14 protein-coding genes are annotated in these 13,472 nt (G+C 66.9%); 10 read left to right on the top strand and 4 right to left on the bottom strand.

Annotated features, from left to right (window positions below):
- Nucleotides 1-2 precede the first annotated feature (2 nt).
- The 4 genes from ACIP5Y_RS16420 to ACIP5Y_RS16405 all read left to right on the top strand — a co-directional run bounded on the left by ACIP5Y_RS16420 (nt 3) and on the right by ACIP5Y_RS16405 (nt 4,200).
- Nucleotides 3-479: a MaoC family dehydratase gene (locus ACIP5Y_RS16420; RefSeq protein ID WP_400351299.1), complete on the top strand. Its 477-nt coding sequence runs from the start codon at nt 3-5 to the stop codon at nt 477-479.
- Nucleotides 476-1,309 carry an HpcH/HpaI aldolase/citrate lyase family protein gene (locus ACIP5Y_RS16415; RefSeq protein ID WP_400350934.1) on the top strand — a complete coding sequence of 278 codons (834 nt, stop codon included), beginning with the start codon at nt 476-478 and terminating at the stop codon, nt 1,307-1,309. The genes ACIP5Y_RS16420 and ACIP5Y_RS16415 overlap by 4 nt, the downstream gene beginning before the upstream one ends.
- Nucleotides 1,310-1,320: 11 nt before the next feature.
- A complete protein-coding gene (locus ACIP5Y_RS16410) occupies nt 1,321-3,261 on the top strand; it encodes an acetoacetate--CoA ligase (protein ID WP_400350932.1) in 1,941 nt (646 codons plus the stop codon).
- A gap of 543 nt (nt 3,262-3,804) precedes the next feature.
- Nucleotides 3,805-4,200, top strand: a complete 396-nt coding sequence (locus ACIP5Y_RS16405) for a hypothetical protein (RefSeq protein WP_400350930.1) — start codon at nt 3,805-3,807, stop codon at nt 4,198-4,200.
- Nucleotides 4,201-4,220: 20 nt separating this feature from the next.
- On the opposite strand, the gene ACIP5Y_RS16400 is transcribed toward ACIP5Y_RS16405, so the two are convergent.
- Nucleotides 4,221-4,817 carry a helix-turn-helix domain-containing protein gene (locus ACIP5Y_RS16400; protein WP_400350928.1) on the bottom strand — a complete coding sequence of 199 codons (597 nt, stop codon included), beginning with the start codon at nt 4,815-4,817 and terminating at the stop codon, nt 4,221-4,223.
- 146 nt (nt 4,818-4,963) lie between these two features.
- On the opposite strand from ACIP5Y_RS16400, the gene ACIP5Y_RS16395 reads away from it, so the two are divergent.
- Complete coding sequence (locus tag ACIP5Y_RS16395) at nt 4,964-6,004, top strand: isopenicillin N synthase family dioxygenase (protein ID WP_400350926.1); 1,041 nt, start codon at nt 4,964-4,966, stop codon at nt 6,002-6,004.
- Nucleotides 6,005-6,007: 3 nt separating this feature from the next.
- Here the strand turns inward: ACIP5Y_RS16395 and ACIP5Y_RS16390 are convergent, their stop codons facing one another.
- The gene (locus ACIP5Y_RS16390) at nt 6,008-6,973 is read right to left on the bottom strand and encodes a helix-turn-helix transcriptional regulator (protein WP_400350925.1); all 966 of its coding nucleotides are present in this window, start codon (nt 6,971-6,973) and stop codon (nt 6,008-6,010) included.
- A 91-nt stretch (nt 6,974-7,064) separates the two neighbouring features.
- Here ACIP5Y_RS16390 and ACIP5Y_RS16385 point away from each other — a divergent pair, with 91 nt between their 5' ends.
- The 3 genes from ACIP5Y_RS16385 to ACIP5Y_RS16375 all read left to right on the top strand — a co-directional run bounded on the left by ACIP5Y_RS16385 (nt 7,065) and on the right by ACIP5Y_RS16375 (nt 9,689).
- Entirely contained in the window at nt 7,065-8,198 is a 1,134-nt protein-coding gene (locus ACIP5Y_RS16385) for an epoxide hydrolase family protein (RefSeq protein WP_400350923.1), read from the top strand.
- A gap of 162 nt (nt 8,199-8,360) precedes the next feature.
- A complete protein-coding gene (locus tag ACIP5Y_RS16380) occupies nt 8,361-9,122 on the top strand; it encodes an SDR family NAD(P)-dependent oxidoreductase (RefSeq protein ID WP_400350922.1) in 762 nt (253 codons plus the stop codon).
- Nucleotides 9,123-9,338: 216 nt separating this feature from the next.
- The gene (locus ACIP5Y_RS16375) at nt 9,339-9,689 is read left to right on the top strand and encodes a DUF4254 domain-containing protein (protein WP_400350920.1); all 351 of its coding nucleotides are present in this window, start codon (nt 9,339-9,341) and stop codon (nt 9,687-9,689) included.
- Between the two features lie 34 nt (nt 9,690-9,723).
- Here the strand turns inward: ACIP5Y_RS16375 and ACIP5Y_RS16370 are convergent, their stop codons facing one another.
- Together ACIP5Y_RS16370 and ACIP5Y_RS16365 are read right to left on the bottom strand one after the other, a co-directional pair.
- The gene (locus tag ACIP5Y_RS16370) at nt 9,724-10,449 is read right to left on the bottom strand and encodes an ABC transporter ATP-binding protein (RefSeq protein WP_400350918.1); all 726 of its coding nucleotides are present in this window, start codon (nt 10,447-10,449) and stop codon (nt 9,724-9,726) included.
- A 34-nt stretch (nt 10,450-10,483) separates the two neighbouring features.
- Nucleotides 10,484-11,533: an ABC transporter permease gene (locus ACIP5Y_RS16365; protein WP_400350916.1), complete on the bottom strand. Its 1,050-nt coding sequence runs from the start codon at nt 11,531-11,533 to the stop codon at nt 10,484-10,486.
- A gap of 130 nt (nt 11,534-11,663) precedes the next feature.
- Between ACIP5Y_RS16365 and ACIP5Y_RS16360 the strand changes: the two genes are divergently transcribed.
- Entirely contained in the window at nt 11,664-12,821 is a 1,158-nt protein-coding gene (locus ACIP5Y_RS16360; protein ID WP_400350915.1) for a sensor histidine kinase, read from the top strand.
- Entirely contained in the window at nt 12,818-13,456 is a 639-nt protein-coding gene (locus ACIP5Y_RS16355; protein WP_400350913.1) for a LuxR C-terminal-related transcriptional regulator, read from the top strand. The genes ACIP5Y_RS16360 and ACIP5Y_RS16355 overlap by 4 nt, the downstream gene beginning before the upstream one ends.
- Nucleotides 13,457-13,472: the final 16 nt, after the last annotated feature.

Raw genomic sequence — 13,472 nt, 5'->3', positions numbered from 1 at the left:
AGGTGACCCCCAAGCGGGTTGTGCAACGCGGACTCTGGTTCGACGAGTTCGAGATCGGCGTGGTGTACGAGCATCGGCCCGGCCGCACCATCACCGAGGCCGACAATGTGCTGTTCACGACGCTCACCATGAATACCCAGGCGCTGCACCTGGATGCGGCGTTCGCCGAGGCGCTACCGCCGTTCCATCAGCGGCTGGTGAACTCCATGTTCACGCTGTCGACCCTGGTGGGTCTGTCGGTCGCGCAGCTCACCCAGGGCACGATCGTCGCCAACCTCGGGTTCTCCGAAATCGCCTTCCCCAAGCCGCTTTTCCACGGGGACACCCTATACGCCGAGACCGAAGTGACCGAGCTACGGGAATCCAAGAGCCGGCCGGGGGAGGGGATCGTCACCTTCGCCCACACCGGACGAAATCAGCACGGCGATGTAGTCGCCACCGCCGTCCGCAAAACCCTGGTACGGAAGCGAACTTCATGAGCTGGGAAATGCCCGGTCCCGCATGGCTTTTCTGCCCCGCCGACCGGCCCGAGCGGTACGGCAAGGCGCTCGCCGCCGCGGATGTGGTGATCATCGATCTGGAAGACGGTGTGGCCGAGGCCGACAAGGCCGCGGCCCGCGCCGCTCTCATCGAGACCCCGCTGGATCCGGACCGCACCGTCATCCGCGTCAATGCCGCGGGCACCCTCGAGCACATGCTCGACCTCGACGCCCTGATTCGCACCGAATACCGGCGCATCATGCTGCCCAAATGCGAATCGGCGGAACAGATCACGCGCCTCGCCGACTACGAGGTGATCGCGCTCATCGAATCCCCGCTCGGCGCGCTCGCCGTGGGCCGGGCGGTCATGGTGCGCAATGCCATCGGCGTCATGTGGGGCGCCGAGGATCTGGTGGCCGCGCTCGGCGGCAATTCCAGCCGCCGCGCCGACGCCAGCTACCGGGACATCGCCCGCCACGTGCGCTCGCAATCCCTGCTCGCCGCCAAGGCGTACGGCAAGTTCGCTCTCGACTCGGTGTTCCTGAACATCACCGACCTGGACGGCCTCGCCGACGAGGCCGAGGACGCCGTCGCCATCGGCTTCGACGCCAAGGTCGCCATCCACCCCAGTCAGGTGCCGGTCATCCGCCGCGCCTACGCCCCCCGGCCGGAGGAAGTCGACTGGGCGAACCGGGTGCTGGCGGAGGCGCCGAACCATCGGGGAGTATTCACCTTCGAAGGACGGATGGTGGACATGCCGGTCATCCGGCATGCCGAACGGATCGTGCAGCGCGCGAAGCAGGCCGGGAACACCGGATTCGCGTCGTAGGAGGTAGAGCGATGGAACCACAGTGGGTGCCGGGCGAGCAGGATATCGCCGAGGCGCAGGTCAGCTATTTCGCCCGATTCGTCGAGAAACGGACCGGGGTCTCGGTGCCGGACTACCAGGCGCTCTGGCAGTGGTCGGTGGACGACCTGGCTGGGTTCTGGGGTGAGGTCTGGGACTACTTCCACCTCGGCGCCCGCGCGGGGGAGGTGCTGGCCTCCTCGGAAATGCCCGGCGCACAGTGGTTCCCGGGCACCCGGCTGAACTACGTCGACCGGGTGGTGAGCCAGGCGCGCACCGACCGCCCCGCCATCCTCGGCGTGGACGAGGACGGCAGTATCGCCGAAATCTCCTGGGCCACCATGCTCGCCACCGCCGCCGCCTTCGCCCGGACCCTGCGCGAGCTGGGTGTCGGGCCGGGGGATCGGGTCGCCGGTTACCTGCCGAACATCCCCGAGGCCATCATCGCCTTCCTCGGCACCGCCAGCCTGGGCGCCACCTGGAGCGCCTGCGGGCAGGACTATTCCGCTCAGGCGGCGCTCGACCGGCTCGGGCAGCTGGAGCCCAAGGTCCTGGTCACCGCCGACGGGTACCGCTTCGGCGGCAAGACGCACGATAAGAGCGCGGACATCACGACGCTCCGCGCCGGACTGCCGACACTGGCGGCCACCGTGGTGGTGCCGCGGCTCGGCGCCTCGGCTCCGGGCACGGCATTGCCGGACACGCTCTCCTGGGCCGATCTGCCGGTGGACGCCGCGCATCCCGAAATCCACCTCGAGCAGGTCGCTTTCGACCATCCGCTGTGGGTGCTCTACTCCTCCGGCACCACGGGTAAGCCCAAGGGCATCGTGCACGGGCACGGCGGTGTCGTGCTGGAGCACCTGAAATCCGTTGCGCTGCAATCCGATATCGGGCCCGACGATACCTTCCTCTGGTACACCAGCCCGAGCTGGATGATGTGGAACTTCCAGGTCGCCGGCCTGCTGGTCGGCGCCACCGTCGTCACCTACGACGGCAGCCCCGCCGCCCCGACCCCGGATGCGTTGTGGCAGATCGCCGCCCGCACCCGCGCGACGGTCGTCGGCACCAGCCCCGGCTACGTCCTGGGCTGCATGAAGGCCGGCTCCGTCCCGCGCCGCGACCACGACCTGTCCGCCCTGCGCCTGGTCGGCATCACCGGCTCCTCGCTGCCGCCCTCGTCCTCCCTCTGGCTGCACGAGAATGTCGGCGTCCCCGTCGCCTCCATCAGCGGCGGCACCGATGTGGTCTCCGCCTTCATCGGCGGCGTCCGCACCGTCCCCGTCTGGCCCGGCGAACTCTCCGCCCCGTATCTCGGTGTCGCCCTGGACTCCTGGGACGAGTCCGGCAACCCCGTCCGCGGCGAGGTGGGCGAACTGGTCATCACCAAGCCCATGCCCTCCATGCCGATCCACTTCTGGAACGATCCCGACAACTCCCGCTACCACGACGCCTACTTCGACATGTTCCCCGGCGTCTGGCGCCACGGCGACTGGATCACCCTCACCCCCCACGGCAGCGTCATCGTCCACGGCCGCAGCGACTCCACCCTCAACCGCCAGGGCATCCGCATGGGCAGCGCCGACATCTACCAGGCCGTCGAATCCCTCCCGGAAATCACCGAGGCCCTGGTAATCGGCGTAGAACTCCCCGAAGGCGCCTACTGGATGCCGTTGTTCGTCACCCTGGCCCCCGGCATCTCCCTGACCGACGACCTCAAAACCCGCATCAACACCAAAATCCGCCAGGAAGTCTCCCCCCGCCACGTCCCCGACGAAATCATCGAGGCCCCCGGCATCCCCCACACCCGCACCGGCAAAAAACTCGAAGTCCCCATCAAAAAACTCTTCCAAGGCGCCGACCCCGCAAAAGTCCTCTCCCCCACCGCAGTAGACAACCCCGCCCTCCTCGACTGGTACGCCACCCAAAAGCCCTAGCCCCGCGTAAAACCAACCAATCAGCCTCTTGACCTGCATATTTCATGTCGGTGGCTGCCGGTAGCGTCCTCCCCATGCCGAGCATCCTGCACGAAGCATTGGTCGACCTGTTCCGGCAGCGCCCACGCCTCGCCGCCGATCTGCTCGTCACGGCCGCGGGCGCTCCGCTACCCGAATTCGACTGCGCGCGTCTGGAATGCGGGGATTTCCCGGACATCGATCCGACCGAGTACCGCGCCGACACCGTCGTGGTTCTCGTGGCCGCGGACAGCCCGGTCCTCGCAATCGTTGTCGAGATACAACTCAGGCCCGACACCGACAAAGGCTGGAGCTGGCCCGTTTACGTGACAACTCTGCGCTCACGGCTGCGTTGCCCGACCATGCTGCTGGTGGTGTGCCCGAGTATTCGGACCGCCGAGCACTGCCGAAGACCTCTCCTGGTAGCTCCCGGCTTCGTACTCGTTCCCACGGTCGTGAGCCCGGTCGAGATCCCGGCGATCACCGACCCGAAGGGTCGCCGCCGACAACCCCGAGCTCGCCGTCATGTCGGCGATCACCCAACGGCACCATCCGCAGCGGGAGGCCATCCTCACGGCGCTTGCCGCGGAGGTGGTCGACGCGCCGAACGGCGAAATGTACATTGACCTGGTAATGGCCGTGCTCCCGCAGGCGGCCCGGCACTTCTTGGAGGGCCTTATGTCGACCGGCACATACGAGTACAAGAGCGAGTTCGCCCGCCGCTACTACTCGCGCGGTAAGGCCGAAGGAGAAGCCGAGGGTGAGGTCAAAGCTCTGTTGCGCGTGCTGGAGCGCCGTGGATTCGTGATCTCCGAGAAGCTCGGATCTCGCATCGCAGAATGCAGAGACCTCGACCAAATCGATGTGTGGATAGATCGCGCGGTTACTGCTTCCCGGATCGAGGAGATCTTTGCCGACTGAGCACTGAGTCGCCTGTGCGCTCAGCGGGGGTGGGAGATGACGAGGAGGACGTGGGCGGCGTGGTTGTCGATCAGGTGCCAGCGGTCTCGGAGGGTGGCTGGGTGGGTGAGGAAGTCTTGGGGGCCCAGGTGGATCGGGGCCAGGCCGGCGAGTTCCACTTTCAGGCGGCCGGAGATCATGTACAGGCCTGTGACGCCTTGGGATTCGAACCATTCGGATATGTGTTGGCCTGGCTCGATGCGGTATTCGATGACTTCCAGAGGGCTGTTGGGGCGCATGTGGAGGGCTCGGCCTACCGCGGCGTCGGGGCGATCGGCTACGGGGATGCGGACGCCCTCGTCGGCTCGGACGATGGTTACCTGGTCGGTGATAGGGGCGGGGAGTAGGTCGCCGGGGGCTACGCCGAGGGCGGCGGCCAGGCGGTAGGTGGTGATCATCGAGGGGGCGCTGACGCCGCGTTCGATCTGGCTGAGGAAGGGCTGGCTGATGCCGGCGCGTTTCGCCAGTTCACGCATTGACAGTTGTGACTTCTCACGCAGTTCGCGGACCACGCTGCCGACGAGCCTTGCCAGACCAGCCTCTTCGGTTCTTTCGGAGACCGCTTCTTCCGCATCCACAGTGGCCAGTGTGCACGATTCCGGCCCGCGGGGCGGCGGAACATCGTTTACTCGGATGTGACAGCAGCGAACCTGGGCGCCATCTGGGTCGGTCAATCTGATTGGTGCCAACTATCGCTCGTATTGCCGGAAGATCGGGAGCCGTCATGGAGTTCCAGGTGCCAGTCATCGACATCACGCCCTACATCGGTGGTGGTGACGACGCTCAGCGCGGTGCGGTGGCACGGCAGATCGATGAGGCCGCTCGCACAGTCGGTTTCATGCAGATCGCCGGGCATGCGGTACCGGATGAGGTGATCGACCGGTTCGCGGCCGCCCTGGACTCGTTCTTCACACTGGGGCCGGAGATCAAGCAGGCATACCGCACGCCGCCCGAGATCAATCGCGGCTACTCACCGCCGAAGAGCGAGAGTCTCAGCCTGAGCCTGGGTGTCGAATCCGCGACTCGGATGAACGACTTCTTCGAGGCCTTCAATATCGGTGTCACCGGCGCCGACTATCCCGGTCTCGAGCTACCGGAGATCGACTATGCCGAAAACCTCTGGCCCCGTGAGGTTCCGGAGTTCGAAGCCGCGGTCGGCGCGTACTTCGCCGAGGCTGCCCGCGTAGCCCGCACTCTCACCACTGTCTTCGCCGACGCGCTCGATCTCCCCGCCGGTTTCTTCGACCGCTTCACCGACCACTCCCTCGATGTCCTGCGCATGAACAACTACGCGCTCCCGCCCGGCAGCGTGGACCTGGACGGCGATCTCACCGGGATGGGCGAGCACACCGACTACGGCATCGTGACCGTGCTGTGGGCGGATCAGGCTCCCGGACTGCAGGTGCTGGGCGCGGACGGCGCATGGCACGATGTGCAGCCCGCGGACGGCGCACTGCTGGTGAATCTCGGTGATCTCATGGCGCGCTGGACCAATGAGCGCTGGCTTTCCACCCTGCACCGGGTCAAGCCGCCGATCGTGGACGGCACCATCCAGCGGCGGCGTAGTGCGGCCTACTTCCATGACGGCAATATCGATGCGCTCATCGAGACTTTGCCTTCGTGCGTCGGTGAGGGGAGCCGATACGAGCCGGTCACCGTGGCCGATCATATTCGCGCCAAGCTGGCGGGCTCCCGTGGCCTGCAATCGAATTCGAACGCACCCCGGGAGGCGGCCCGGGTACTTGCCGCGCAGCGGTACCCCTGACCGCTAGCGCGAGCCGAGGGACCGATCGATTCGCGCCCGCAGCTTCGCCAATTCCGCCCGCAACTCCGGCGGTTCGCGCACCTCGAATTCGGCGCCGAGATCGGCCAGGCGAGCGGCCAGCCATTCCGGTGAATCCTCGTGGTCCATGGTGAGCCGGCAGGTGTGGTCGTCCAGGGCGGTGACACAGCCCGGTCCGATGCCGAGCCGTCGCGCGATATTGCCGGCCGGCGCGTGAATCGTGACGTCGAAATGCAATGTCGGTATGCCCCAGTCGGTTCTGCCGCCGGTCACATAGGCGGCCGGATCGTCGGCCGGGAGGGCGCGGGGAGTGAAACGCGCTCCGGTCGGCTGCGGACGCGCCAAGCGATCGACGCGGAAGCTACGCCAGTCGTCACGGTCGATATCGAAGGCGACCAGATACCAGCGATGCCGATGCGGGACCAATCCGACCGGCTCGGCATTGCGCCGCGTCTCAGCGCCGTCCGCGGACGAGTACGCGAAACGCACACGCTCCCTGTTGGTTATCGCCGCGGCCAGAGTGGTGAGGATCTCCGGATCGATGGGGTCCGCACCCGGTCTCGGCGTGACCGTGGCGACGCCGAGCACCCGAACCCGCCGGCGCAACTTGGCGGGCAACACCTGTTCCAGCTTGGTCAGAGCGCGGACCGAGGCTTCCTCGATCCCCGCGATGGCCGAGCCGGCCGCGGCTCGCAGGCCGATCGCGATGGCCACGGCCTCGTCATCGTCGACCAGCAGCGGCGGCATGGCCGCGCCCGCGACGAGGCGGTAACCGCCGGTCGCGCCCAGCGTCGCCTCGACCGGGTAGCCGAGCTCGCGCAGCCGGTCGATATCGCGGCGCACGGTGCGATCGGTGACGCCCAGCCGCTCGGCCAGCTCACTGCCCGGCCATTCCCGGGGTGTCTGCAGAAGAGACAGCAGGCGCAGCAGCCGTGCCGGTGTGTCGGTCATGCCTCGACTCTCCTCTCGATCTAGGACCACTCTAGTCCTAGATGCCTTCTACCTTGGGTTTCGGATCGAATAACCGACCTCAGGAGCCGCAATGAGCACCGCAGTCCGCCCGTTCCGCATCGCCGTCCCGCAGCCCGATCTCGATGACCTGAACGAGCGGCTGGCCCGCACTCGCTGGTCGCCGCAGCTGCCCGGGCACGGTTGGGAACGCGGTGTCCCGGTGGACTATCTACGGGAGCTCGCCGAGTACTGGCGCACCGAATTCGATTGGCGCGCACAGGAAAACGCACTCGATGAGTTCCCGCAGTTCGTCACCGAGATCGATGACCTGGACGTGCATTTCCTGCACATACGTTCACCCGAGCCGGACGCGCTACCGCTCATCCTCACCCACGGCTGGCCCAACTCCTTCGTGGAGTTCGCCAAAACCATTCCCCTGCTGACGAATCCGACCGCGCACGGAATGCCATCGGCTCGGGCGTTCCACGTGATCGTTCCATCCGTGCCCGGCTTCGGTTTCTCGGCCGCACCGCGCGAGCTCGGTATGAAGCCCCGCACGGTCGCCCGCATGTGGGTGGAACTCATGGCCCGCCTCGGATACGAGCGCTACGGCGTACAGGGCGGCGATCTCGGCGCATACGTGGTGCAGGAGATGGCGATCGCCGCGCCCGACCGCATCGTGGGCGTGCATATCGACGGTGGCATCGGCCTGCCGACCGCCGCCGACGTCCCGGCCATGACGGCCGATGAACTCACCGAATGGGATCTCATGCAGAAGTGGCAAACCGGGGTGAACCATCACGTCCTGCTCCGTCAGGCGCCCCAGACCTTCGCACACGCCTGGACCGATTCCCCCGCCGGCCTACTCGCCTGGCTGGCCCACAAATTCAGCGAATTCGCTCCGCTGGCCGACGATCTGGACGACGCCTACGACCGCGACCAGTTCCTCACCAACGCGGCCGTCTACTGGTTCACCAATACGGCCGCTACCTCTTCATGGCCTATGTACAACGGCCTCGGCGACGACGGATTCGCCTGGCCCGCAGGCCAGAAACTGGTCCCGGTCGGCGTCTACGCCGGCGGCTCCGCCCTCATGCGCCGCCTCGCCGACCGCGACAACCGCATCACCCACTGGCCCGAGGGCAACACCGGCAACCACTTCGTGGCCATGGATCGGCCCGTCCAGCACGCCTCCGACATCCGGGCCTTCTTCACGAAGCTGTAGCAACGTGTAGCAAATGGGCGACACTCGTGTCATGAGCCGGCCTGAGCGCGTATCGGCGCGCGAGCTGCGGAACCATGTGAGCGAGGTGCTCCGGCAGGCCGACACCGGCCGCTGAGTTCTCGGTCATTCGAGTCTGATTCGGCCACCCGGTAGGTTTGCTTCATGGACGAGCGTTTCGATGAGAAGGTCGTACTCATCACCGGTGGGGCCGGGGCTCTGGCGCGGGTGACCGCGCAGGCGTTCGCCGATCTGGGTGCGACGGTGGTGCTCGCGGGGCGGGATGGGGAGCGGCTTGCGGAGGCGGCGGCGGGGATTCGCGCCGAGGGTAGCAAGATCGATTGGGTGACAGTCGATGTCGCGAATGGCGATCAGGTGGCGGCCATGGTTGCCGAGGTGGTTGGGCGGCACGGTGGATTACACATTGCGTTCAACAATGCGGGAATCTTCGGGAAGGCCTCGCCGGTGGGGGATCTCGACGAGGAGGTCTGGCGGACGGTACTGGATACCAATCTGACCGGGATGTTTCTTTCCATGAAGCACGAAATCACGCACATGCGCGCCAATGGCGGTGGGGTCATCGTCAATATGGCTTCGAATATCGGTGCGCACGGGCGGCGAGCCGGAATGGCGGCTTATGCGGCGTCGAAGGCGGCGGTGAGCGTACTGACGCAGACCGCCGCGCGGGACCATATTGCCGAGGGTGTGCGGATCAATGCGGTGAGCCCCGGAGCCAGCGATACTCCGATGTCGTTCCGGCCCGGTGAATCACGCGCGGATCGGGATGCGCGGATCGGGGCGGCGGTTCCGGCCGGTCGGGTGAGTGATCCGGCGGAGGTCGCGGCGGCGGTCGTCTGGCTGGCTTCCGATGCCTCGAGCTTCGTGGTCGGCCACGATTTGGTAGTTGACGGTGGTGCTACGGCCTGATTTCGCCCGAATTACCAAGCGGCGCTAAGGATCCAGCAATCGCGGAACGGCCGTGGGCTGTTGCACCGGGAGTCACGTTCTCGTCATCTGAGCTGATTAATGTGCTCGGAATTCGCAGAACACCGGGTAGGAGCAGTCGTGATCGCTAATACGCTGCCGAGCAAGAACCAAGTTCTCGAGGCATGCCGAGGGACCGGATTCCCGCGACATCCCCTTTTGAGCGCAGCCCATGCACTGACCGAGCTACACGAACGCCGTTTGGCCGCCCCGCCCGATCAGCTCACCGAACTCGACGCCGTCCGAACACATTTGGTGCACCAAATCGACTGCTGGATCACCGCCCAATTACCCCCCTCCCACGGCGCCGCCCGAGTCCACACCGAAACCCTGGGCGCCGTAATAGACCGCCTGGCCCTACTGACGGCCCACGCCTACGCGGCCCTGTCCAAAGCCTCGGGCCACGAACTGGCAGTGGTCTGGGAAAACCTGGCCGAACTAGCAGTCGGCTACGAAGACCTGGCCTCCGAAGTCTCCACCGGCCGCCGCCGCCTCCCCGGCACCCACTGACCCCCTACCCGCGAGCGGGAACTGGTGGTGGGGATTAGGCGGCGAGGGGTATGGGGGTGGGGGTCAGGACGCCGTCGACCATTTGGTGGACGGAGGTCATTTGGTGGAGGTGGGTGCGGTCGTGGGTTACCAGGAGGGTGGCGGCCTGGTGGTTGTGGACTATGTCGACTATGAGGTTGATGATGGCGGCGCCTCGTTCCTGGTCGAGGGCGGAGGTGGGTTCGTCGATGACCAGGAGGGAGGGGTTGTTCATCAGGGCTCGGGCGATGTTGACGCGTTGGCGTTGGCCGCCGGAGAGTTGGGCGGGGCGTTTGGATTCGTGGCCGGAGAGGCCTACCGCGGAGAGGAGATCTCGGGCGCGGGAACGGGTTTCGCGGCGGCGGGCGGGGGAGACGAGGAAGGATTGGCCCAGGTGGGACATGGCTTCCAGTTGTTCCAGGGCGGTCAGGGCGGGGATGAGGTTGGACTGCTGGAAGACGATGCCGATGGCATTGCGGCGCAGGGTCGCGGCCTCGCGGCGGCTCAGGTCCGTGAGAGTTGTTGTGCCGGTGGCTGTTTCCAGGTCTACGCGGCCGGAGTCGGGGCGTAGCAGGGTGGAGATCGTGGCCAGGAGGGTGGATTTGCCGGAGCCGGAAGGGCCGGTGATGGCGGCTATTTCGCCGCCGTTCACCTGGAGGTCGACGTGGTCGAGGGCGGTTATGCGGTCGGCGCCGTCGGGGAAGGTGAGGGTCAGGTCGGAGACCGTGAGGGTGTTGGGCATCGCGTGAGTCCTGTGGATAAGTCGGAAAGGGTGGTCAGCGCGCCTGATTGAGGGCGGTGAGCGGGTCGGTGGTGAAGAGGAAGCGGAGGGCGAAGGCCGCGCCCAGGAGGCCGAGCACTATCAGGGCCGCGGCGGGGAAGAGGGTGGTGCTCGCGGTGAGGATGAAGGGGACCGCGTCGCCGATGAAGAGTGCGGCGAGGGCGGTGGCGCCTACGCCGATGCCTACGCCCAATAGCAGGACGACGAGCGCCTGGCTCAGGGAGTCGCGGACCAGCGAACCTGTGGTTGCGCCAAGGGCTTTCAGGACGGCGATATCGGGCTGGCGCTGGACCGTCCAGACCGTGAAGAAGGCGCCGATCACCAGCGCGGAGATGGCGAAGAGCATGACCGTCATGAGGGTCAGCGAGCCGTTCTCGGCCTGATAGGAGGGCATCGCCGAGAGCGCGCCCTTGGTGGTCGTGGTGGTGGTGTGGGCGGCGAAGTTCACGGTGGCCATATCGGGCACCCCGGAGACGGCGAGGATGGTGGCCGCTCCGGAGCGCGGATTCAGTGCCTGCCAGTCGGTCAGCGTCATCCACACCACCGGCGTATGCGCGTACCAATCGTCGCCGGTGACGCTTTCGACGGTGAAATTGCCATCGCCCAGCGCGACATTGTCGCCCGCCTGCGCGTGCAGGTCCTTGGCGGCGGCGCTGCTCAGCACCACTTTGCCGAGTGAGGTTGCGGTGCGATTGCCGAACGGCGTACCGCCGACCCCGAACAAGGCCACCTGGGTCGGCGCCGAACCGTTGAGCGTGGCGCGCGCCCGGCTGATACCGATCGGATCCACGGTGCCCCCGGCGCGCTGCCACGCCGCCACCTGTTCATCGCTGAGGGTCGAGGCATCGAACGAAGGCGCGGACCCGGTATCGGAGAACACCACCGTGCCGGTGCGCAGCGACTGCATGGCGGAGATGTTCTGGTGCGCGAGACCGGCGGTCAGTCCGCTCAGGAAGCTGACCAGCAGCGCGACCAGCGTCACCACCAGCGTGATGAGGAGGAATCGGCCCCGGGCGGCCCGCAGATCTCGGAGTGCGACGAACATGCCTCCACTCTGTCGGCACAATCGCCCCGGGCCATCGCGCCGCGGAACGAATCCCGGGCGTGCCGATGGTGGTCGGCGTTTCCTACTTTCGATGGATGCCGCCGCAATAGCCGGGCATAAGCTGTTCGGCGTGCACCGCAACCCCCTGACCCCAGTCTTCGCCGGCCTGCAGCAGGGGCTGCATGTGCTGGTGGTGCTGCTCACCGGAGTGGTGGTGGTGCGGTCGGTGGTGGCCGATGTCCGGCCGGTGGCCGTGATCGTGGTGTCCGGCATCTTCCTGGGCGTCTACTTCATGGGCGGCAGGTTCCGCCGGCATCTGATCGCCGCACGTGTCTGGATGCTGGTCCTCACACTGCTCTGGCTGCTGCTCGTGGCCCTCGAGCCGTACGCCGTCTACCTGGTGTTCGGCCTCTTCTTCCTCTATCTCCATCTGCTGCCGCGCCGCTGGGGCGTACTGGCCGTCATCGGCACCACCGCGGTGTCGGTCGTCGGCTTCGCGCTGTATCGGGGCTGGACGCTCGGCGGCGTGATCGGCCCGCTGCTGGGCGCGCTGGTGGCGGTGGCCATCGGACTCGGCTACGAGGCGCTCTTCCGGGAGGCGGGCGAACGCCAGCGGCTCATCGACGAATTGCTCGCCACCAGAAACACTCTCGCCGAGCAGGAACGCACCGCCGGCAAGATGGCCGAGCGCGAGCGCCTGGCGCAGGAGATCCACGATACGGTCGCCCAGGGGCTCAGCAGCATTCAGCTGCTGCTGCACGCGGTGGAACGCGCGGCCCCGGATCATCCTGCGCTGGAAAAGATTCGGCTGGCCCGCGAGACCGCCGCCGACAGCCTGGTCGAAACCCGCCATCTCATAGCGGAACTCACCCCCGCCGCCCTGGAGGGCCAGTCCCTGTCCGGTGCGCTCACCCGGATCGCGCAGCGCGCCGCCGCCCCGGACCTGGACGCGCAGGTGCTGGTGGAAGGCGACCCGGAGGCCCTGCCCATGCCGATGGAGGCCGCGCTGGTGCGCATCGCCCAGGGCGCCGTGTCGAATGTGGTGCGGCACGCGCGCGCCGAGCGCATGCGCATCACCCTCACCTACGCCGACGACGCCGTGCACCTGGACGTGGTCGACGACGGCATCGGCATCGATCCCGCGGTCTTGGCCCGAACCCCTTCCGGCAGTTTCGGTCTCAACGCCATGCGCAATCGGGTGGAGCAGCAGGGCGGCACCATGGACGTCGAATCCGAGCCCGGCCACACGGCCGTCACGGTGTCCTTCCCGCTGGAGGAGGAGAAATGATCCGCATTCTGCTCGCCGACGATCACGCCATCGTCCGCGCGGGCCTGCGCGCCCTATTGGATTCCGGTGTGGCGGAAAGTGATTCGGCCGGCGACGTGGAGGTCATCGGCGAGGCGGCGACCGCCGAGGACGCGGTGGCGTTCTGCGCCACCACGCGGGTGGATCTGGTCCTCATGGATCTGCGTTTCGGCCCCGGCAAATCGGGCGCGGAAGCGACTGCGGCACTGCGGGAATTGCCCGATCCCCCCAATATCCTGGTGGTCACCAACTACGACACCGACGCCGATATTCTCGGCGCCATCGAGGCCGGCGCCTGCGGTTACATCCTCAAGGACACGCCGCCCGCCGAACTGCTGGCCGCGGTGCGCTCCGCCGCGGAGGGGGAGAGCGTGCTTTCCCCTTCGGTCGCTTCGCGTCTCATGACCCGCGTCCGCAAGCCGGACACCACCCTCAGCGCCCGCGAGATCGAGGTGCTGCGGCTGGTCGCCGACGGCCACTCCAATCGGGAGATCGGCAAGCGCCTGTTCCTGAGCGAGACCACGGTCAAGTCCCACCTGGTGCACATCTACTCGAAGCTGGGCGTGAAGTCGCGGACTTCGGCCGTGGCACGGGCCCGCGAGCGCGGCGCGATCTGATCGAGTAATACCGTCT

Origin of the sequence: Nocardia sp. NPDC088792, assembly GCF_044750615.1 — a bacterium.
GTDB lineage: Bacteria > Actinomycetota > Actinomycetes > Mycobacteriales > Mycobacteriaceae > Nocardia.
Note: the sequence above shows the minus strand (reverse complement) of the source record. Positions and strands in the feature narration are given on the sequence as shown.

Excerpts from the sequence above, each read along its gene's own strand:
- ACIP5Y_RS16365 (WP_400350916.1), bottom strand. The coding sequence starts at position 11,533 with ATGTTCGTCGCACTCCGAGATCTGCGGGCCGCCCGGGGCCGATTCCTC.
- ACIP5Y_RS16355 (WP_400350913.1), top strand. The coding sequence starts at position 12,818 with ATGATCCGCATTCTGCTCGCCGACGATCACGCCATCGTCCGCGCGGGC.
- ACIP5Y_RS16410 (WP_400350932.1), top strand. The coding sequence starts at position 1,321 with ATGGAACCACAGTGGGTGCCGGGCGAGCAGGATATCGCCGAGGCGCAG.
- ACIP5Y_RS16385 (WP_400350923.1), top strand. The coding sequence starts at position 7,065 with ATGAGCACCGCAGTCCGCCCGTTCCGCATCGCCGTCCCGCAGCCCGAT.
- ACIP5Y_RS16395 (WP_400350926.1), top strand. The coding sequence starts at position 4,964 with ATGGAGTTCCAGGTGCCAGTCATCGACATCACGCCCTACATCGGTGGT.
- ACIP5Y_RS16405 (WP_400350930.1), top strand. The coding sequence starts at position 3,805 with ATGTCGGCGATCACCCAACGGCACCATCCGCAGCGGGAGGCCATCCTC.
- ACIP5Y_RS16370 (WP_400350918.1), bottom strand. The coding sequence starts at position 10,449 with ATGCCCAACACCCTCACGGTCTCCGACCTGACCCTCACCTTCCCCGAC.
- ACIP5Y_RS16380 (WP_400350922.1), top strand. The coding sequence starts at position 8,361 with ATGGACGAGCGTTTCGATGAGAAGGTCGTACTCATCACCGGTGGGGCC.
- ACIP5Y_RS16415 (WP_400350934.1), top strand. The coding sequence starts at position 476 with ATGAGCTGGGAAATGCCCGGTCCCGCATGGCTTTTCTGCCCCGCCGAC.
- ACIP5Y_RS16390 (WP_400350925.1), bottom strand. The coding sequence starts at position 6,973 with ATGACCGACACACCGGCACGGCTGCTGCGCCTGCTGTCTCTTCTGCAG.